General features: G+C 68.2%; 18 protein-coding genes and 1 pseudogene. 10 read left to right on the top strand and 9 right to left on the bottom strand.

The features are described from left to right. Nucleotides 1-12: 12 nt before the first annotated feature. Both BMY25_RS12825 and BMY25_RS12820 read right to left on the bottom strand, forming a co-directional pair. The gene (locus BMY25_RS12825; RefSeq protein WP_092497144.1) at nucleotides 13-918 is read right to left on the bottom strand and encodes a delta(1)-pyrroline-2-carboxylate reductase family protein; all 906 of its coding nucleotides are present in this window, start codon (nucleotides 916-918) and stop codon (nucleotides 13-15) included. A gap of 68 nt (nucleotides 919-986) precedes the next feature. Next, nucleotides 987-2,225: pseudogene (locus BMY25_RS12820) on the bottom strand (NAD(P)/FAD-dependent oxidoreductase). 194 nt (nucleotides 2,226-2,419) lie between these two features. On the opposite strand from BMY25_RS12820, the gene BMY25_RS12815 reads away from it, so the two are divergent. The 5 genes from BMY25_RS12815 (at nucleotide 2,420) to BMY25_RS12795 (ending at nucleotide 6,826) form a co-directional block, all read left to right on the top strand. Continuing rightward, nucleotides 2,420-2,701, top strand: a complete 282-nt coding sequence (locus BMY25_RS12815) for a hypothetical protein (RefSeq protein ID WP_092497142.1) — start codon at nucleotides 2,420-2,422, stop codon at nucleotides 2,699-2,701. 145 nt (nucleotides 2,702-2,846) lie between these two features. Continuing rightward, a complete protein-coding gene (locus tag BMY25_RS12810) occupies nucleotides 2,847-3,959 on the top strand; it encodes an ABC transporter ATP-binding protein (RefSeq protein ID WP_177176852.1) in 1,113 nt (370 codons plus the stop codon). Nucleotides 3,960-3,973: 14 nt separating this feature from the next. Continuing rightward, complete coding sequence (locus BMY25_RS12805) at nucleotides 3,974-5,047, top strand: ABC transporter substrate-binding protein (RefSeq protein WP_177176851.1); 1,074 nt, start codon at nucleotides 3,974-3,976, stop codon at nucleotides 5,045-5,047. Nucleotides 5,048-5,057: 10 nt separating this feature from the next. Further along, nucleotides 5,058-5,966: an ABC transporter permease gene (locus BMY25_RS12800; protein WP_092497136.1), complete on the top strand. Its 909-nt coding sequence runs from the start codon at nucleotides 5,058-5,060 to the stop codon at nucleotides 5,964-5,966. Next, nucleotides 5,963-6,826 (top strand): ABC transporter permease, encoded by an 864-nt coding sequence (locus BMY25_RS12795; RefSeq protein WP_092497134.1) that lies wholly within the window; start codon nucleotides 5,963-5,965, stop codon nucleotides 6,824-6,826. Before BMY25_RS12800 ends, BMY25_RS12795 begins: the two co-directional genes overlap by 4 nt. Here BMY25_RS12795 and BMY25_RS12790 read toward each other — a convergent pair. Both BMY25_RS12790 and BMY25_RS12785 read right to left on the bottom strand, forming a co-directional pair. Next, entirely contained in the window at nucleotides 6,821-7,351 is a 531-nt protein-coding gene (locus BMY25_RS12790; RefSeq protein WP_092497132.1) for a chromate transporter, read from the bottom strand. The genes BMY25_RS12795 and BMY25_RS12790 overlap by 6 nt on opposite strands. Nucleotides 7,352-7,354: 3 nt before the next feature. Beyond that, a complete protein-coding gene (locus BMY25_RS12785; RefSeq protein WP_092497130.1) occupies nucleotides 7,355-7,912 on the bottom strand; it encodes a chromate transporter in 558 nt (185 codons plus the stop codon). A 175-nt stretch (nucleotides 7,913-8,087) separates the two neighbouring features. Between BMY25_RS12785 and BMY25_RS12780 the strand changes: the two genes are divergently transcribed. The 5 genes from BMY25_RS12780 (at nucleotide 8,088) to BMY25_RS12760 (ending at nucleotide 14,038) form a co-directional block, all read left to right on the top strand. Continuing rightward, nucleotides 8,088-8,468 (top strand): TehB family protein, encoded by a 381-nt coding sequence (locus BMY25_RS12780; protein WP_092497300.1) that lies wholly within the window; start codon nucleotides 8,088-8,090, stop codon nucleotides 8,466-8,468. A 133-nt stretch (nucleotides 8,469-8,601) separates the two neighbouring features. Further along, entirely contained in the window at nucleotides 8,602-9,312 is a 711-nt protein-coding gene (locus BMY25_RS12775) for an invasion associated locus B family protein (protein WP_238858310.1), read from the top strand. A gap of 79 nt (nucleotides 9,313-9,391) precedes the next feature. Further along, nucleotides 9,392-10,300 carry an iron-siderophore ABC transporter substrate-binding protein gene (locus tag BMY25_RS12770; protein ID WP_092497128.1) on the top strand — a complete coding sequence of 303 codons (909 nt, stop codon included), beginning with the start codon at nucleotides 9,392-9,394 and terminating at the stop codon, nucleotides 10,298-10,300. Then, nucleotides 10,293-12,248 carry a Fe(3+)-hydroxamate ABC transporter permease FhuB gene (gene fhuB / locus BMY25_RS12765; RefSeq protein ID WP_092497126.1) on the top strand — a complete coding sequence of 652 codons (1,956 nt, stop codon included), beginning with the start codon at nucleotides 10,293-10,295 and terminating at the stop codon, nucleotides 12,246-12,248. The genes BMY25_RS12770 and fhuB overlap by 8 nt, the downstream gene beginning before the upstream one ends. A 56-nt stretch (nucleotides 12,249-12,304) precedes the next feature. Further along, nucleotides 12,305-14,038 carry an ABC transporter ATP-binding protein gene (locus tag BMY25_RS12760; RefSeq protein WP_092497124.1) on the top strand — a complete coding sequence of 578 codons (1,734 nt, stop codon included), beginning with the start codon at nucleotides 12,305-12,307 and terminating at the stop codon, nucleotides 14,036-14,038. A gap of 68 nt (nucleotides 14,039-14,106) precedes the next feature. Here BMY25_RS12760 and BMY25_RS12755 read toward each other — a convergent pair whose 3' ends face one another. The 5 genes from BMY25_RS12755 to BMY25_RS12735 all read right to left on the bottom strand — a co-directional run bounded on the left by BMY25_RS12755 (nucleotide 14,107) and on the right by BMY25_RS12735 (nucleotide 19,678). Continuing rightward, nucleotides 14,107-15,126: a sulfate ABC transporter substrate-binding protein gene (locus BMY25_RS12755; RefSeq protein ID WP_092497122.1), complete on the bottom strand. Its 1,020-nt coding sequence runs from the start codon at nucleotides 15,124-15,126 to the stop codon at nucleotides 14,107-14,109. A 235-nt stretch (nucleotides 15,127-15,361) separates the two neighbouring features. Beyond that, nucleotides 15,362-16,732 carry an FAD/NAD(P)-binding protein gene (locus tag BMY25_RS12750; RefSeq protein WP_092497120.1) on the bottom strand — a complete coding sequence of 457 codons (1,371 nt, stop codon included), beginning with the start codon at nucleotides 16,730-16,732 and terminating at the stop codon, nucleotides 15,362-15,364. Between the two features lie 85 nt (nucleotides 16,733-16,817). Beyond that, complete coding sequence (locus BMY25_RS12745) at nucleotides 16,818-17,276, bottom strand: RrF2 family transcriptional regulator (protein ID WP_092497118.1); 459 nt, start codon at nucleotides 17,274-17,276, stop codon at nucleotides 16,818-16,820. A gap of 138 nt (nucleotides 17,277-17,414) precedes the next feature. After that, nucleotides 17,415-17,975: a flavin reductase family protein gene (locus tag BMY25_RS12740; RefSeq protein ID WP_092497116.1), complete on the bottom strand. Its 561-nt coding sequence runs from the start codon at nucleotides 17,973-17,975 to the stop codon at nucleotides 17,415-17,417. 86 nt (nucleotides 17,976-18,061) lie between these two features. Next, nucleotides 18,062-19,678 (bottom strand): rhodanese-like domain-containing protein, encoded by a 1,617-nt coding sequence (locus tag BMY25_RS12735; RefSeq protein WP_092497114.1) that lies wholly within the window; start codon nucleotides 19,676-19,678, stop codon nucleotides 18,062-18,064. Nucleotides 19,679-19,691 lie beyond the last annotated feature (13 nt).

Here is a 19,691-nt window from a genome sequence, read left to right as displayed (position 1 = left end):
TGGGCTGATCGGTCAAAGCCGCGTCAGCGCCGTTCTTGCGGCCCGGCAGGCCGCGAGATCCCAGGCGGCGCAGCCGACGCTCTTGAAGAAAATGGGCCGGGCGAAGTCGGACTGTCCGGACAGTGCCGAGGCGAGCGGCCGCACAGTGCTCCAGTCCGTGCCGGCGGCAGCGATATCGCCTGCTTCCACCGGTGCGCCGATGGGATCGTCGACATAGACCTGGCTGCCCCGGATCAGCCTGGCTCCGATTTCGATCATGTCGAGGCGGTAGGCGCCGACCCCGACGACGAGGCGGGCGGCGTCGGCTTCCTCGTCATAGACCGGGATCTTGCTGCTGGTGACGGCGATGACGACATCGACCGGTCCCGCAGCCGTGCTGTCCGGCACCACCTGCCCGTGCCGGCCGCCGGCACGCTCGCAGAAAACCCGCGCGCTGGCGGCCGATCGACCACGAACGCGGATCGAAACCTCGGGATAGATCGCCAGCAGCGCCTCGACGTGGCCGAGCGCCTGCGCGCCCGTGCCGATCAGCAGCACGGAGCGGGGTGCGGACGGGGCGAGATGCCGGATGCCGAGCAGCGTGATCGCGGCGGTGCGCCGGGCGGTGACGGTCGGGCCGTCCAGGCAGAAGAGCGGCGTTCCGTTCGCTGCGTCGAACGCGGTCACCTGTCCCTGGATGGCGGGAAGGCCGGAGGCCGGGTTGCCGGAATAGATCGTCAGCAGCTTGTGCGCCACGATATCGCGCGCGTCGCATGGCATGGACAGCAGCAGCCCGCGTCGGTCGCCGGTCGGCACCACGAGGCGCTCGGGGCTCACGATCTCGCCCCGGCCGTATTCTTCGACCACGGTCGCGAGCGTTTCGATCAGGCTGGGATAGTCGAGAAGACGGGCCGTCGCGGCGGCGTCGTGGATGTCCATGCTTTCTGGTTCCTATGCCCGGCGATCCCGACGAAATCCTTTTGGCGGTGTGATCCCGCGAAGTGTCCTCAGGCCGGCAGGCGTCGCGGGCTGAACGGTTCGGCAGCGACAAAGGGCTTTTCGCCCGACATCAGCTCGGCCAGCAGCCGGCCGCTTGCCGGACCCAGGGTGAAGCCCTGGTGGCCGTGTCCGAAGTTGAACCAGAGCCCCTTGTGGCGCGGCGCCGGTCCGATCGCGGGCAGCATGTCCGGCATGCAGGGACGCGTGCCGAACCAGGGCTCGGCCTCGACCGGGGCGCCGAGATCCAGGAGTTCGGCGGCGGCCTCCTCCGCGCGGCGCAGCTGCACCGGGGTGGCGGGCGCGTCGAATTTCGTCAGCTCCGCCCCCGTGGTGATCCGCAGCCCTTTCGCCATGGGGGCGAGCACATAGCCGTTCGCCCCATCGAGAAGCGGCAGCCGAAGCGGTTGAGGGCTGGACCAGTGCCGGTGATATCCGCGTTTGCGGATCATCGGGATACGATAGCCGAGCGGCCGGAGCAGGTCGGGCGACCAGGGACCGAGCGCCACCACGATTTCCTCGGCCTTGATCGCCCCATCCGTGGTCTGGACGCTCCAGCCATTGCCCGCCCGACGCAAGGTCGCGGCGTTCGCAACGCGGATTTCGCCACCGCAACGACGGAAAAGGCTCGCATAGGCTTCCACCAGGCCGCCCGGATCGCTCGCCGACATGGGCTCCGTCCAATGGATCGCGCCGGCCCCGGTCACCTTCAGCGAGGGCTCCGCGACACGCAGTTCGGTCGCGGACAAGGCGGCGAAGGGAACGTCGTAGGAGGCTTTCAGGCGCTCCGCTTCCCGGATCGCATCCTCCATGGCCGCTTGCGTGCGATGCAGGATGCGGAACCCGCCGGATCGAACGAGCGCCTCGGCACCGGCTTCCCCGATCAGGTCGCCGTGCTCCGCCGTGGCCCTGCGGATAAGGCTGGCATAGGCCGACGAGATCGACCGGTGACGCGACGGCGCCGAGTGCCACCAGTATCGCAGCAGCGGCCCGGCCTGGGCGCGCAAGGCGTCGAGGGTGTAGTGCACGTCGTTGCTTCGTCTCGCGGCCATGTCTCAAAGAGCCGCCCAGCTCCGCGGCATTGCGTAGGGCTCGACGGCCTCGCTCTGGATGATCCCGGCATTGCCGTAGCTGGTAGCCCGTCCGGGCCCGAGACGGTCGACGAGCACCACCGACCAGCCCCGCTTCTGCAGGTGAAGAGCGCTCGAGACGCCCACCGCGCCGGCACCGAGAACGAGAACGTCGCGCATGATGAATTCCGTTCCGTCCGATGGGGTCGTTTGTAGGATATTCATAGCACATCCGGGAACTTGCCGCCCCGCCTGCGCCCGCTTTGGCAGCGCTGACGATGCGCGGCGGCGTCCGATCCCGTGATTAACCTCTGATAATCCACCCCCGCCTCCAAAGGCGTAGACCCGCTCCTGGGTGAACGGCGGAGAATTCGATGGGAGAGGACGCTGGCAGCGCTTCGCTGATTCAGGCTCTGGTGCTGGAAGAGATCCGGGCCATCGTCTCGGAAGCGATCTCGAAACCCACCGTCATCGCTTCGGGCCCGCTGGCCTGGCGCTTGTCCAGAACCTACCCGGCCTGCGGGCTGGATCCCGTCGCAATCGCCCAGGAGATCGCGGAAGCCGCTGCCGCGAGCGGCGTTGCCGTGGAATTGTCGCGGCCTAGGGCTCCTGACTATCCAAGGCCGGTTCACGCCGAGCAAGCCGTGCTGGAATAAAGAGCGTCCCCGTCGTTTCCGGAGCCTTGCCCGCGAGCGGCAGGGCGGCGAATGAACGCCTTTCGATATGGCGCCGGCTTGGGATAAGGTCCCGTCCTGGCGGGACGGTCCGCCTGTTTCTCTCTTTCCCGATGAGATCGACCTGGTGGATTCGCGAGATGTGGCCGTAGCTCTCCGGGGGCTCACGAAGAGCTTCGACGGCAGGGCCGTGCTGGCCGGGCTCTCTCTGCGGGTGGAGCGGGGCGAGTTCCTGGCGATCGTCGGCCCGAGCGGCAGCGGCAAGACGACCTTGCTGCGCATCGTCGCCGGTTTCGAGCGGCCGGACGAGGGCTCCGTCGAGATCGGCGGTCGCGACGTGACGCTCGATCCGCCGGAGCGGCGGCGCGTCAACACCGTGTTCCAGAGCTACGCGCTCTTCCCGCACATGAACGTGCTGGAAAACGTCGCCTACGGGCCGCGAATGCAGGGCCTGTCGCGACGCGGGCGTCATGCCCGGGCGCGCGACATGCTGGCGCTGGTGCGTCTGGAGGGAGTGGCGGGGCAGCGTCCGCACGAACTCTCCGGCGGCATGCAGCAGCGCGTTGCTTTGGCCCGGGCGCTGGCCAACGAGCCGGAGGTGCTGCTTCTCGACGAGCCGCTGGGCGCGCTCGACCGCAAGCTCCGCGACGAGATGCAGCGCGAGCTCCGGCGCGTGCAGGCCGAACTCGGCGCGACCTTTCTCTACATCACCCACGATCAGGAAGAAGCCTTCGGCATGGCCGACCGGCTGGCCGTGATGCGCGACGGGCGCTTCGTGCAGGTCGGCACGCCGTCGGAGGTCTATGACGATCCGGCGGACGCCTGGGTGGCGCTCTTCGTCGGCAGCGGCAACGCCATTCCGGGCCGGGTGGAAACGATTGGGCCGCATCCGGTGATCGCCACCGATTTCGGTCCTCTTCATGCCGGCGGCGGGGCCGATCTCGCGAGGGGCAGCGATGCGCTGGTCGTGGTGCGGCCGGAGGCGACGCGCTTCAGCGCCTGGGACGAGAGCGAAGGCGGGCCGAACCGCATCCCGGCCGATCTCGTCGATATCGTCACCCTCGGTTCGTCCATGCGGCTGAGGGCGCGGACGGCGGGTGGCCTCGATCTTGAATCGGTGCGGCCGCGAACGGAGCCCGGCAGCCCTGGCCAACTGGCACCCGGCAGCCGGATCGCCGTCAGCTTCGCGGCGGAGGCCGCACGCGTCTATCGGCCGGATCCCGGCCTGCGAACTGGATGAAAGGAACGCCTGCCATGACCAGCATGCTCAACCGCCGTCAGACCCTCGGGCTCTTCGGCGCCGCGTCCGGGGCGGCCCTGTTGGGGCATGTGCCGCGTGCCTTCGCCGCCGGTGGGCTCAACATCTATTCCTGGCCGAATTACTTCTCCTCCGAGAGCCTCGCCGCCTACAGAAAGAAAACCGGCGTCACCCCGGCGATCTCCACCTACGATTCCGACGACACGCTGTTTGCCAAGCTGAACAGCCCGGCAGGCGCGGGCTTCGATATCGTGGTTCCCTCGTCGAGCTGGATCGAGCAGCTCGCCGCCAAGGGCCTCTTGGAGGAGCTGGACCACGGCCGGCTCGACTTCGGCTCGCTCGACCCGGACCTGCTCGACCGCGACTACGACCGGGGCAACAAGTACTCCATCCCCAAGGATTGGGGCCTCCTCGGCGTGATCTACGATCCCGAGGGGGTGGGGACCGAAATCCGCACGTGGGAGGATTTCTTCAAGGCGGGCGAGAAGCCGGGCGTTTCGGGCAAGGTCCGGCTGTCGGATTCCGGCTGGGAAACGATCGGCCCGGCGCTCTGGCTGGACGGCAAGGATTGGAACGCCGCCGGGGAAGCCGATATCCGCAAGGCGGGCGAGCGGCTCAAGAGCTTCGCCAGGAACGTGAAGTCGTTCACCGCCCTCGACGCCAATGCCGCGGCCAACGGCTCCATCGTGCTGGCCCAGTGCAACCAGGGCACCGCACGCGCCGCCATCGGGCTCAATCCCAAGCTGAAATGGGTGGTGCCGGGCCCGACGAGCGAACTCTGGGTCGACAATTACGCGATCGCCAAGGGCGCGCCCAATCTCGACCAGGCGTACGACTTCCTGTCCTACCAGCTCCGGCCGGAGGTGCAGGTCAGCGAGACGGAATATATCGGCTTCCCGGCCGCCATTAAGGGGCTGCGCGGCAAGCTCGGGACCGACGTGAAGAACGTCGACCTGATCTTCGGCGGCGAGGGCGTGGACTTTTCCAAGCTCACCTCCTTCGTCGTCAATCCGAAGACGATCGGCATCTATCTGCAGGTGCAGAGCGAGATCCAGGCCGCTGCGGGCTGATCGGGCCGGAATGGCTCAGGCAAACGGAAACCCTGCAAGGAGCGCGGACGGTGGAAGAACCGCCCGCCCGCGCCGTTCCGTCGCAGTCGCCGATCACCTGATCGCGGCGGTGCCGGCGCTGTGGCTCGCCGTCTTCTTTCTGCTGCCGCTCGCCTTCACCTTCGTCTTTTCCTTCGGCCATTCGCTCTTCGGCGGCGTCGAGCTCGGCTTCACCCTCGACAATTACCGCCTCGCGCTGTCCGGCTTCTACGGCGCGACGTTTCTCAGAACGCTGCGCTTCGCGGTCACGGCGTCGGCCCTCTGCCTCGCCGTCGCATTTCCGGCGGCGCTCTTCATCGCGCGGCTCTCCGGTCGGCGGAAAAACGTCGCGCTGCTTCTGATCCTCATCCCGTATTTCTCCTCGTTCCTGATCCGCATCATGGCCCTCACCATGCTGATGGCGCGCGGCGGCGTCGTGGAATGGCTGCTGAACGGCGTCGGTCTGCACGCCGGCCCGCTGGATCTCCTGGACACTCAGACGGCTGTCTTCATCGGCATGGTCTATGCCTATCTGCCGATCGCCATCATCCCGCTGGTCGTGGTGCTCGACCGCATCCCGCGCGCGCTGGTGGAAGCCAGCCGCGATCTCGGCGCCTCGCGCTGGCGCACCTTCCGCCACGTCACGCTGCCGCTGACACGGCCGGGGATCGCCACCGCCGCCTTGCTGACGGCCGTGCCGATGCTGGGTGAATTGGTAATCCCGCGGCTTCTCGGCGGCGGGCGCGGCCTCCTGATGGGGCAGGCGATCTCGTCGCAATATCTGCAATCGCAAAACTATCCGCTGGGCTCCGCCATGGCGGTGCTGGTGCTCGTTGCCGTGGGCGTGCTGGTGGCGGCGCTCGCCCGCATGACCAAGGGCTTCGTCGAGGTGCCGCGATGAGCCCTCCGCCCGTCCCTGAATCGTCCCGGCTGGCAAATCTCCTGCAGGGCAGGGCCACGGATCGGGCGCTGGCGCTCTGGTACGCGCTGGTCGTCGTCTTCCTCTTCGCGCCGATCCTCTGCGCGCTCGTCTATGCCTTCAACCTGGGCATCGTGGGCAAGCAGACTTCCACCTTCACCGGCTGGACGCTGCAATGGTTTCCCGCCGCCTGGCACGACACCTCGCTGCGCCGCGCGGTGGGCACGAGCCTCGTCGTGTCCTTCTGGTCGGCGCTGATCTCGGTGCTGGTCGGCACGGCGCTCGGCTATGCCCTGATCCGCCATCCGAGCCCGCCGGTGCGCAGGCTGCTTTCCGCGATCACCTATTTCCTGTTGATCGTGCCGGAATCGGTGATCGGCGTTTCCTCCCTGCTTTTCTATGCCGTGACCGCCATCCGGCTCAGTTCGGCCACGCTGGTGGCGGGCATCACGCCGGTGGCGATCGCCGTGGTGGCGCTGATCGTACGCGCCCGCGTCCTCACGCTGGACCGGCGGGTGGAGGAAGCCGCCGCCGACCTCGGCAGCACGCGGGCGAAGACGCTCCGGTTCATCGTGCTGCCGCAGATGCTGCCGGCGATCCTCGCCAGCGCGGTCATGGCCTACACCTTCTCCTTCGACAATCTCGTCATCTCGACGTTTCTCACCACGCCCCGGCTGAACACCTTGCCGGTCTACCTTTATGGCAGCCTCCAATATGGCCCGGCGCCGACCGTCTATGCCGCGGCCTCCGTGGTGTTCCTCTTCACGCTCGCGATGCTGGGCGTCGCGTTTCTGCTGTTCCGGCTGACCTCCCGTCGGCCACGGGGAAGCGCGGCGCTATAGAAGCGGGTGTATGGCGGCGAAGGTGGCGGCCCCCAGCGCCAGCAGGATCACCGGATTGACCCGGGTAAAGGTCAGCGCCGCGGCGGAGGCAAGGCAGATGCCGCGCGCGAGCCAGCCGCCGGACATGGACTGGATCAGCACGTTTGTCGCAGCGAGGATCATGCCGGCCGCCACGGGCCGGAGGCCGGTTTCCAGCGCCACCTGCCAGCGCGCCCCGCGATAGCGGGTCCAGAGATGGGCGACGGCATAGATCAGGAAAGACGTCGGCCCGAAAAGCGCCAGCGTCGCCGCGATCGCGCCGGGGAGCCCCGCCACCTTCCAGCCGATCAGGGTCGCGATCAGCGACCCCGGCCCCGGTGTCATGCGGGAGATGGCGAAGGTGTCGACGAAATCGGCGGAGGTCATCCAGTGCTGCACGTCCACCGTCTGCCGCTGGATCTCCGCCAGCGCGCTCTGCCCACCGCCGATGGTGACGACGGAGAGCGGCAGGAAGACCGCGATCAGGGTCCAGACCGGGTTCTGCACGGCCTAGCTCCCGGCTCGGTAATAGGCGTGGGCGAAGCCGATCCCGCCGGCAACGAGCACGGTTAGGATCAGCGACAGGTGGAAGATCCCGATCGCCACGAAGGTCGTCGCCATCAGGATCATGGGCACGGCCTCGCGCGGCACGTGCCAGCCCGCGATCAGGCCCATGGAAAGGGAAAGCCCGACGGCGGCCGCGCCGGCGCCGATCAGCAGCGACTGCGTGAGGTCGAACTGGGTCAGCCGCGCGAACAGGCTTGCCAGCACGATGATGAAGATTGCCGGCGGCAGGATCGTGCCGAGAAAGCCGGCGATCGCGCCGGAGCGGCCGCGGATGCGGTAGCCGATCCAGATCGAGAGATTCTTGACGTTGACGCCCGGCAGGGCCTGGGAGAGCGCCAGCCCGTTCATGAACTCGTCGCGGCTGATCCAGGCGCGACGGTCCACGAACTCCCGCATGAAAAGGCCGCTGAGGCCGCCGCCGAAGCTCGTCAGGCCGATCCGGGAAAAGACCAGGAAGAGCTGCAAGGCGGTGGGCTTTTCCGGATGTTCGTCAAGCACCATGGTCCTCCTGGCGTGAGATGATCGGCGCCCACACGCAAGGCGACCACCTACTCCCGCCGGCCGGGCGGACGCAATGCGACACCCGCACCGGAGCGACTGCTGGCCGATCTAGCCCGGCGCAGGGCTCGGCTGTAGGTTTTCCAGCGGAAGCGGGGAGGTGGAAACGGAGACGGCGATGGAAACACAGCAGAACCCGGACCGGCTGCCGGATGGCTTCGAGTCCTATCGGCGAACCGACCTCTTCACGGAAGCCACGCTGCCCGCGGGCCTGCGGAAGGACCACGGCAACAAGGCGGACGTCTGGGGCGTGATCCATGTCGTGGGCGGAACGCTGCGCTATCGCGTCACCGATCGGCGCCGCGATGCGCTGGACGCGACGCTGACCCCGGAAAGCGGACCCGGGCTCGTGGAGCCGACGATCCTGCATTCCGTCGAGCCGATGGGCCCGGTCGCCTTCTACGTCGAGTTCCACCGCCCGGCGACGGAGCCGATGCCGCTCTGCCGCGAGGAGCTTCGCGCCCGGGAAGAGAACCGGCTGCGCGCCGAAGAAGAATAAGGGGCTCACCGCCGCTTTCGTTCACGATGCAGCAAGGCGCCGGATAAAACTTGAATTCGGTCGTCGTATTTGCAATCGAGCAGATCGGTCGGTGCCCGCGCGCGCATCGTCGCTCATCTGAACGGATAGTCCCATGCCTCGTCTGCCATTTGCCCCCGCCGCAAAAACGGTTGCTGCCATGGCGTTGATCGCCATGGTCTCCCTTTCGGGCCAGGCCCTTGCCCAGAAGCCGTCCGGCGATGGCTCGGCCTCGTCCAAATGGGACCTGCTGGGCACGGGCGATGCCGGCAAGGCGGCACCGGCGAAAAAAGGCGCGCCGCCGCATCCGGCTGCCGCGCCGCAGCCGGCACCCGCTGCGGCAAGTCCGGCACCCGCGCCCGGCCCGACCGTGCAGCTGGCGAACGGGGCAACCTCCATCACCGAGGTCTATGGCGATTGGACGGTGAACTGCGGCATCGCCAACAATGCCCGGGTCTGCGTCTTCAACCAGTCGCAGGGCAGCAAGGAGACGGGGCAGCGCGTCTTCGGCATCGAACTGCGCGCACCCAAGGACGGCGACACGGAGGGCACGCTGCTGATGCCTTTCGGCCTGAGTTTCGACGCCGGCGCGATCCTGAAGCTCGACGACAAGGATCTGGGCGACGGCGTCCGCTTCTCCACCTGCACCCCGGCCGGTTGCCTGCTGTCGATCTCCTTCCCGGCGCAGGCCGTCGAGGCGCTGAAGAAAGGGCAGAAGCTGACGGTTTCGGCGCTCAACATGGCGGACGGCAATCCCGTCACCTTCAACGTTTCGCTGAACGGCTTCGGCGCCGCTCTCAACCGTGCGGCCCAGCTCGGCGGCTGACCGTCCGCGACCGGTGTTGTCCCGCGAAATGCCATCGGGCAAAGCGGGGCGGTCCGGCGCCGGTACTTCGATCTTCTCCATGCACGCATCCCGACCATCGTTTCGAAACGGACTGGACCGCCGCTCCCTGCTTGGCGGCCTCGGCGCGCTGGCGCTTGCCCGCGCGGTTCGGCCGGCCGGAGCGGCAACGCCCAGCCGGGTCGCGGCGGTGGACTGGGCGATGCTGGAGACCCTGCTGGCGCTCGGCCATCCACCGGTCGCGGCGGCGGAGCTGGAGCTTTACGCCCGCATCGTGGTGGAGCCGCCGATACCGGCCGGCGTCGCCGATCTGGGCCTTCGCGGTTCGCTTAATTTTGAGCAGCTGCTGCTTTCAAGACCAGACCTCATCCTGTCCTCTCCCTTCGCCAAGTGGGCGAGGCCGCAACTGGAGCGGATCGCGCCGGTCCTGTCGCTGCCGATCTATGTTCCGGGCGAGCCGCCCTACGGCAAGGCCGAGGCGGCGACGCGGGAGGTTGCGGCGCGACTGGGTATCGCCGGCGCGGGAGAGCGTGTGGTTGCCGATGCCGCCGCCGAGATCGACCGTATCCGTGCGGCGCTCGCCGGGCGGGAGAGGCGGCCGGTCTTCATCGTCAATGTCGGCGATCCCCGTCACGTCCGCTCGTTCGGCGAGGATTCCATGTTCGGGAACGTACTTTCCCGCCTCGGTTTCGACAATGCGTGGCGGCGGCCCACCAGCTATCGCGCCACCGCGCCGGTGGGACTGGAAGCGCTGGCCGAAGTGCCGGAGGCGCGTATCGTCGTGGTCGGGCCGGTGCCGCCGGATGCCCGGCGCGTGCTGCCGCAAAGCGCGCTCTGGAAGGCGCTGCCGGCGGTGGCCGGGGGACGCGCCACGTTCCTGCCGCCGGTCGATGCCTTCGGCGCGCTGCCCGCCGCGCTTCGTTTCGCCCGCCTCTTCGCGGCCTCGCTGGAGGCGTCGTCGAATGGCTGAGGTGCGGAGACTGTTCCGGCGGCCGGGAGCGGTGCTGGCCCTCGCCGTTGTTCTGGGCGCCGGGCTGACGCTGCTCGCCGCCTTCCGTCTGATGGGATCGGATCGCCCGCCGGCCATCAACGGTTTGCTGCTCTACCAAAGTCTCCTGCCGCGCGCGGCCGTGGCGATCGCGGCCGGGGCGTCGCTGGCGCTGTCCGGCGCGCTGTTCCAGCGCGTGCTGCGCAACCCCATCGCCGAACCCTCCACCCTCGGCATCGCCTCCGGCGTGCAGCTCGCATTGGGGCTCGCCACGGTCTACGCGCCGGCGCTGATGGCGACCTCGCGCGAATGGGTGGGGCTCGGCGGCGGCTTCGGAGCCTTTCTGCTGGTGCTCGCGCTGACGTCGCGCGGCGGCTTCAATCCCGTTTCGGTCGTGCTCTCCGGCATGCTGGTCTCGCTGACGGCCGGGGCGCTCGGCGCGGCGCTGATCCTTGCCAATGGCGACTACATGATGTCGCTCTTCATCTGGGGCGGGGGATCGCTGATCCAGGACAGCTGGGCGCCGACGCTGACCATCCTCGCCCGCCTTGGCATCGCCGGCGTCGCCTCGGCGCTTCTGCTGCGACCCTTGGCGATCCTCGCCCTTGATGAGTCCAGCGCCAGAAGTCTCGGCGTGGGCGTGGCCGCCATGCGCTTCCTCGTGCTCGTCGTCGCCGTCTGGCTGGCGGTCGGCGTCAGCGTGGAAGTGGGCCTCATCGGGTTCGTCGGCCTTGCCGCGCCGGCACTCGCCCGCGCGCTCGGTGCCCGCTCCCAAAAGGCCGTGCTGCTGACATCTCCGGTGCTGGGCGGACTGATCCTCTGGGTGACGGACGGCCTCGTGCAGGCAAGCGGCTCCGACGTGCCGACCGGCGCGGTGACGGCGCTGCTCGGCGGGCCGCTGCTCCTCTGGCTCCTGCCGCGCCTCACCCGACCGCGACCGCTGGAGCCCGAAGCGCCTGTCGCGGCACCCCGGATGCGTCCGGGAAAGGCGGCCCTGATCGTCGGGGCCGCCCTCGTGCTGGCCGCGGCACTGGGCCTGCTCCTCGGCAAGGGGCCGGATGGCTGGTCGCTGGCGCTCGGGTCCCATCTGGCCGAATTCGCGGCCTGGAGGCTGCCGCGCATCGTCATCGCCGCCACCTCGGGTGCGATGCTCGCCGCCGCCGGTGTCCTTCTCCAGCGTATCACCGCCAATCCGCTGGCGAGCCCGGAAGTGCTCGGCATCGCCACCGGTAGCGGGCTGGGTCTCGCCGCCGTGCTGCTGACGGTCACCGCGCCGAGCCGCGAACTGCAGCTTTTGGGCGCCGTTGTCGGGGCAGGCGTGACGCTGCTCGCGATCCTCGCAATTGCCGTTCGCGGACATTACGGACCGGAACGGCTGCTCCTCGGCGGCATCGCGGTGAGTTCGCTGGGCGGCTCTGTCATCACGGTGCTGATCGCCACGGGCAAGCCGGAAGCCTTCCAGCTGCTCGGCTGGTTCAGCGGCTCCACCAACGCCGTCCTGCCGCGCGATGCCGTCATCTCGGCCGTGGCGGCCTGCCTGCTGCTGCCGCCGCTATTCGTCTTCGGCCGCTGGCTGTCGATCCTGCCGCTCGGGCCTGCGACCGGCTCGGCCCTGGGTCTGAACGCCGGGCGGGCCAGCCTCTGGCTCGTCCTCTTCGCCGCGCTTTTGACCGGTGCCGCCGCCGTCTTCGTAGGCCCGCTTTCCTTTGTCGGCCTCATGGCGCCGCATCTGGCGCGCCACGCCGGGTTCCGGCGGCCGCGCGAGCAGCTTGCCGGGGCGGTCCTGATCGGCGCGACCCTGTTGGTGATCGCCGACTGGCTGGCGCGAATGCTGACTTTTCCCTATCAACTGCCGCTTGGCCTCTTCGCCTCGCTGATCGGCGGTCCCTATCTCGTCTGGCTGCTCAGGCGCGGGGTCGGGCGGAACTAGCCGGCAGGCGCAAACCCGGACGGGCGTCCGCCGACGGCCCCCATTGGTAGATCGTGATGCTTCGACGTTTCTTTGCCTATTACCGTCCTTATCGCGGGCTCTTCGTGCTGGATTTCTCCTGCGCGGTGCTGGCCGGGCTGCTGGAGCTCGGCTTTCCCATGGCGGTGAAGCTATTCGTCGACCAGCTCCTGCCCAGCCGCGAATGGGCGCTGATCGCGCTGGCCGCGGCGGCGCTCGTCCTCGTCTATATCCTGAATGCCGGGCTGATGGCCGTGGTGACCTACTGGGGCCACATGCTCGGCATCAACATGGAGACGGACATGCGCCGCAAGGCGTTCGACCATCTCCAGAAGCTCTCGTTCGGCTTCTTCGACAACCAGAAGACCGGGCATCTCGTCGGCCGCCTCACCAAGGACCTGGAGGAGATCGGCGAGGTCGCCCATCACGGGCCGGAAGATCTCTTCATCGCCGTCATGACCTTTATCGGCGCCTTCGTGCTGATGTTCCTGGTCAACGGCAAGCTGGCGCTGATCACCGCCGCCATCGTGCCCGCGACGGCCTGGGTGACCGCGCGCTACGGCGGGCGGATGATGGGCGCATGGCGCGCGATCTACAGCCGCGTCGGCGACTTCAACGCCCGTATCGAGGAGAATGTCGGCGGCATCCGCGTGGTGCAGGCCTTCGCCAACGAGGACCACGAGCGCAAGCTCTTCGCCGAGAACAACCGGCACTACCGCGAGAACAAGCTCGCCGCCTATCGCATCATGGCGACCAGCGCCTCGCTCAGCTATCTCTCCATGCGCCTGACGCAGCTCGTCGTCATGCTGGCGGGCGCGTATTTCGTCCTGCAGGGCTCCCTGAGCAATGGCGGCTTCGTCGGTTTCCTGCTGCTCGTCGGCGTGTTCTTCCGGCCGGTGGAAAAGATCTCGGCCGTCATCGAAACCTATCCCAAGGGCCTCGCCGGGTTCCGCTCCTATTGCGAGCTGATCGACATGCGGCCGGACATCGAGGACCGCCCGGAGGCGATTGCCGCTCCGCAGTTGGAAGGGCACATTCGCTATGAGGAGGTGTCCTTCGCCTATTCCAACGGCCGCAAGGTGCTTGCCGGCATCGACTTCACCGTGGAGCCGGGCGAGACGATCGCCTTCGTCGGGCCGTCCGGCGCCGGCAAGACGACGATCTGCTCGCTGCTGCCGCGGTTCTACGAGGTGACGGGCGGACGCATCATCGTCGACGGCATCGATATCCGAGACCTGACGATGGCGTCGCTCCGGGGCCAGATCGGCATCGTGCAGCAGGACGTGTTCCTGTTCGGCGGCACGGTGCGCGAGAACATCGCTTATGGCCGGCTCGAAGCCACGGACGCGGAAATCGAGGAGGCGGCGCGGCGGGCGCAGCTTCACGACACGATCGCGGCGCTGCCGGCCGGCTACGACACTGTGGTGGGCGAGCGCGGCGTGAAGCTTTCCGGCGGCCAGAAGCAGCGGCTTTCCATCGCCCGCATGTTCCTGAAGGATCCGGCGATCCTGATCCTCGACGAGGCGACCTCGGCGCTGGATTCGGAGACGGAGCGGATGATCCAGTCCGCGCTGGCGGAGCTTTCAGTGGGGCGGACGACGCTGATCATCGCCCACCGCCTCGCCACCATCCGTCACGCCGACCGCATCCTGGTGGTCGGGCGGGAAGGCATCGTGGAGGCCGGCAACCACCGCGAGCTCCTGGCGAAGGACGGCGCCTATCGCCGTCTGCACGACGCGCAGGCGCAGCTGGCGGGAACGGAAGGCGCCTGAAGCCTCCGACGTCCAGATGAAGAAAGGGCGGCATCCCGGATGCCGCCCTGTTCATTCCAAGGGTACGCCTACTTCGCCTTGTAGATCTGGTCGAAGACGCCGCCGTCGCCGAAATGCTTGGGCTGCGCCTTGGCCCAGCCGCCGAAGAGCGGGTCGTCGATGGTGACCAGATTGATCTGGGGGAAGCGCTTCAGATCGGCGGGGTCGACGCCCTCGGGATGGATCGGGCGGTAATAGTTCCTGGCCGCCATCTTCTGGCCCTCCGGCTCATAGAGATAGTTCAGATAGGCCTCGGCGACCTTGCGGGTGCCTTTCTTGTCGGCATTGCCGTCCACCAATGTGACCGGCGGTTCCGCCTTGATGGAGACGGAGGGCACGACGATTTCGAACTCGCCCGGGCCGAGCTCGTCGAGCGCGAGGAGCGCCTCGTTTTCCCACGCGATCAGCACGTCGCCGATGCCGCGCTGGGCGAAGGTCGTGGTGGCGCCGCGCGCGCCCGTGTCGAGCACCGGGGCATTGGAGTAGATCTTGCCGACGAAATCCCGAACCTTGGCCTCGTCGCCGCCGAATTTCTTTTCCGCGTAGGCCCAGGCCGCCAGGTAGTTCCAGCGCGCGCCGCCCGAGGTCTTCGGGTTGGGCGTCACCACCTCGACGCCGGGTTTCGCCAGGTCGTCCCAGTCCTTGATGCCCTTGGGATTGCCCTTGCGGACGAGAAAGACGATCGTGGAGGTGTAGGGCGCGCTGTGGCTCGGCAGCCGGTCTCGCCAATTGGCGGGGATCTTGCCCGTCGCCTTGGCGATCGCGTCGATGTCGGCGTCGAGCGCCAGCGTCACCACATCGGCGTCGAGGCCGTTGATCACCGAGCGGGCCTGCGCGCCGGAGCCGCCATGAGATTGCTTGATGGTGACCGTCTCGCCGGTCTCCGCCTTCCAGTGCTTGGCGAAGGCGGCGTCGTATTCCTTGTAGAGCTCGCGCGTCGGATCGTAAGACACGTTCAGGATCGTCTCGTCGGCAAAGGCCGGGACGACGCTGCCGATCGATAGGGCAAGCGCGGCAGCGCCGATGATCGTAAATCGCTGGAAGGACATCGACGTTCTCCTGTCGGGTCTCGGCGGCCCCGGCACGTGCAGCCGCTGCACGTCTCCAGGCCGAACCATGGCCGGATGGTAGGAACGAAAGCCCCGGGAGAGAAAGTAAAATCCACTAAATAGATGGAATTTTCGGCAAAGCTGTTCCCGCTCCTCTTACGGCTCTCTCCCCGGCCGGCTCGGCCCCGGGTCGGCCCGGCTCGGCTCGGAGAGAGAGGGTTCCTTCCGCGCCCGGCTAACGCTGCGCCGCGAACTCGGCGCCGAGCGCCGCGCACTGGTTGCGGATATCCGGGATGGAGGTCACCTCCCAGAACTGCGCCCGCGTGACGGGCCCCACGGCGAAGATGCGGCGGCGCGAGGTTCCCTGCCTGTCGATCACGGCGCAGCGCCCGTCCACCTCGATGCCGATCCCCAGGGGATCCCGCCGTGCGATCCCGCGTGCCAGCAGCGAGGTGATCAAGGCGTCGCCATGATCGGCGGGATCGCGAAGGATGCCGGTGCAGTCGATGACGTGGTTCACGGACCGGCTTTCCACCGCCCGGCTGCCGCGTCGGCGGAAGCGGACCGTCAGCGACCCGCCTTCCTGCGGCCCGGCTCCCTGCTGTTCCATGCCCAGGAAGCGCCCGGCCAGGATCTCCAGCCTTCCGCTCTGGAGCGCCAGCCTGACGCGGAGGTCGCTTTCCGGCGGCAGGCGGTGGCGGTGGATCTCCCAGAAGGTGCGGGCATGACGGAGAAAGCGCTGCTTGCCTCCGGGCGACAGGCTTTGCCAGATCTGCCGGGTGTAGGGCCGGATGCCGTCGACCACGTCGCGCCAGTCACCGCCGCGTTCCGTCGCCCAGCGTACCGTTTCGCGGAACCAGTGCAGCAGGTACGCCGGGTCGGTGCCGAAGGGGATATCGGCGGGATCGATGCGGATCGGCTGGCTCCGCTTGTGGGGAAGCGGCAGCAGGCCGCGCCGGGACAGGGCGGTAATCGGGCCGCGATGGCCGGAATTGATGAGCTGGATCGCGCAGTCGATCATGGAAAGGCCGGTGCCGAGGATCAGCACGGCCGCCTCCTCCTGGATTCCCGCTTCTTCCGGCGACACCCAGGCATGCAGCAGGGCATTGCCGGAGGAGAAGGACGGGACGTGATGCCCGGTGGCGAGCACGGCGATGTGGCCCATATGGCTTTCGCCGCTGGCCAGCGTCGCCGCGACGCCGCCGTCGGTTTCCGTCACATCCACGCATTCGCCGTGGATGATTTCCAGCCGCCCGTCGCCTCCATGCTTCAGCCAGGGCTCCACGAGTTCTTCCAGATAGCGCCGGTAAAGCTTGCGCGGCACGAAGCAGAACGTGTCCGCCACGCAGAAGGGCTTCGCCGCTTCCGATGCCTGGATCCAGCGCCAGAAATGCTCGGGATCGTCGGCATAGGCGCTCATGCTGCCGACGCGGGTGTTCAGGATGTGGTCGGGCTCTTCGGTGTTGTAGGCGATGCCGCGGCCGATGCCCCCGCGCCGCTCGATCAGCGCGATCTTCAGCCGGTCCCCGGAGGTACGCAGGAGCTGGGCGGCCAGGAGGACCCCGCTCGCGCCGCCGCCGATAATGATGATCCGGCTCGCGCTCATGCCTGCCTCCGGTTCGAAATGGGAGAAGGGAAGCCGGGACGGACGGCGCCGGGGCCGGAGGGGCGAAGCCGGTGCTTCGCCGCGATCAGGCGTTGATGGCCAGTTCCGCCAGATCGTCGTCCAGCTCCGTGCCCATGGAGCGGAACTGGGCCAGCGTCTTCTCGTCCAGGATGGCGGAAATGGCGTTGCGCACTTCCAGCATGGCGAGCCGGACCTGGCAGCGCTCCTCGTCCTGGCAATCGTTGCAGCGGCGATACGCGGTGCGGCTGGCGCAGGGGATCGGCGCCAGCGGCCCATCCAGCACGCGGAGAATGTGGCCGACGCGGATCTCCTCCGGCGGGCGCGAAAGCACGTAGCCGCCGTTGCGCCCCTTGCGGGCATGGATGAAGCCGGCATTGCGCAGGTCGCCCAGGATGGCGTCCAGGAACTTCTTGGAAATACCGTTGGTGCGGGCGATTTCCTCCGAAAGCACCATCTTGCCCGCAGGCGTTCCCGCGAGGTGCAGCATGGCCTTCAGGCCGTATTTGCCCTTCATCGTCAGCATTTGCGGGACGGAAACCCCTCGTATCGCGGCCGGATAAATCTACACGGAAAATAGAAAAACCAGCTGGAAATACAAGGCCGTAAAGCCGGCAAAGCGTCACACGCTCCCGGCCTGACGGACACATCGAGGAACGAACGGTCAGGCGACCGGCTCCATCCCGTGGCGATACTCGCCGTAGCGGCCGTGGCTGTAGACGAGAGCCGGGCCGCCACGGATCACGACGGCCCGGACGGCGCCGAAGATCACGGCGTGGCTGTGCCGCTCCAGGATGTGCTCGACCTCGCAATCCACCGAGGCGACCGCGTCGTCCAGCGCCGCCGCTCCGGTTTCCAGCACCGACCAGCGCGCGCCCTCGTAGCGCTGCGGGCCCTTGATGCCACCACGTCCGGCGAACCGGTCGGCAACGTCCTGCTGGTCGGCGCGAAGGAGGTTCACGCAGAAGTGCCCCGTCTTCTGGATCGCGAACCAAGTGGAGGAAGAGCGGTTGATGCTGACCACCATGGTTTCGGGATCGACGGAAAGCGAATGCGCCGAGGTCACCGTCGCCCCGGTTCGTTCGTCGCCGAGGCCCGCCGTCACGACCGAGACGCCGCCGACGAGGTGGCGCATCGCCTCCTTGAGGCTGGCGGGAATGGGTTCGGGAGAGAGCCGGGCGGGCTCCGGGATCTCGAAGCTCCGGGTCGGCTGACGAAGGGACATGGCTTCACCTGTCTTGGGAGAAAGGGGGCGGCGCGGATCGGGGGCGATGCCGGCGTGTCCTGCGGCTGCGGCTTGAAACGAGGCGCTCATTCGGCGGCCTCCGAGAAGCCCGCGCCGCCGGATTCGGCGGGCGCGGCGCGCACCACGCGGAAGCGGGAGATGCCGTCATTGGCAAGCTGGGCGACAAGTTGCAGTTCCCAGTCGATATAGGCCTGCATCTTGTCGTTCTGGTTGTCGGTGCCTTCGTAGGGACGCTTGTAGACGTCCTGCGGCGGCGAGGCCCATCGCGCGGCGGTGTCGAGCGGCAGCCCGGCCGCCTGCCAAGCGGCCGTGCCACCCTTTAGGATGTGGACGGTCCGCTTTGTCGAGGCCGTTGCCAGGCGGAGGTTCGCGGCAGCCAACGCGCCGTCGGGCGAGGTCAGCACGACAGGTCCCTCGCCGGGCAGCGCCCCGAGATCGCGGGCAAGCTCCGGGCCGGAGACGAACCAGGCGCCGGGGATGTGACCGGCCCTGTAGGCGGGGCTGCGGGCGAGATCCGCGACCACGGCATCGCCTAGCTTCGCGAGATCCCGCGGCTCGATCTCCCGCTCCGCGTCCACGTGGGAAGCGACCTGCCGCGGTTCTTCGCTGCGGGCCGGGGGGAGCTCGACATCGTCCGCCAGCACGGACACGTCCCAGCCCATCTGGTGCAGCCACGAGGCCGTCATGCGGGCGCGCACGCCGTCATCGTCGTAGAGCACGATCCGCGCACCACGCACGCCCAGCCATTCGTCGGTCGCCTGAACGAGCTGACCGCCCGGCGCCGAGACGAAGCTCTCGGGATGGGCGGCGGCATGTTCTTCGGGGGTGCGGACATCCAGCCGGTAAAGCGTCCGCTCGTAGCGTTCGGCCACGAGGCGCTCGTAATCCTGCGCCCCGATGACCGGCACGCCGACATGGGCGGCCCACCTTTCCGCGTTGGCACGGGCGCGCCGGTGGCCGGCGGAGGAGGGGGCTTCCGCGCGTTCCGTCCGCGCCTTCGCGAGGTCGAGCCCTGCCAGGGTCCAGCCGATCGTGCCGTTGCGCAGCGCCACCACGCGGTTCGGGATGCCGGCATCGATCAGGCTTTGCGTGCCGATGATGCTGCGGGTGCGCCCGGCGCAGTTCACGATCACCAGCGTGTCGGGCGAGGGCGCAACGTCGTTGATGCGATAGACGAGCTCGCCGCCGGGCACGCTGCGCCCGCGCGGTATGCTCATCGTGTTGAATTCCTCGAAGCGGCGGGCGTCGAGGACGACGACGTCGTTTTCCGTCTGGAGGATACGGTGCACGTCGGGGGCGGGCAGCGACGGCGTGTGCCGGATGGATTCGACGAGTTCCCCGAACGCCTTGGAGGGGACGTTGACGTCGATATAGACCTCGCCGTGCCCGGCATAGGCGGACAGCCCGCCTTCCAGGATCGCGACATCCGTATAGCCCAGCGCGGTGAGCCGTTCGGCCGCGCGCCCGGCATAGCCCTCGCCGGAATCATAGACGACGACGGGCGCCGACTTGCGCGGGATCAACGCGGGCACCTTCTGCTCGATCTCGCTGACCGGCACGGAAAGGGCGAACAAGGGATGCCCCTGGGAGAACGGGCCTTCCTCGCGCACGTCCAGGAGGGCGATCTCGCGATCGTCCCGCCAGTGGTCGCGAAGGTCCCGGGCGGAAATTGTCTTGGTCATGATCGGCCTCGCG

The organism is Faunimonas pinastri (assembly GCF_900110915.1).
GTDB classification, from domain to species: Bacteria; Pseudomonadota; Alphaproteobacteria; order Rhizobiales; family Afifellaceae; genus Faunimonas; species Faunimonas pinastri.
Note: the sequence above shows the minus strand (reverse complement) of the source record. Positions and strands in the feature narration are given on the sequence as shown.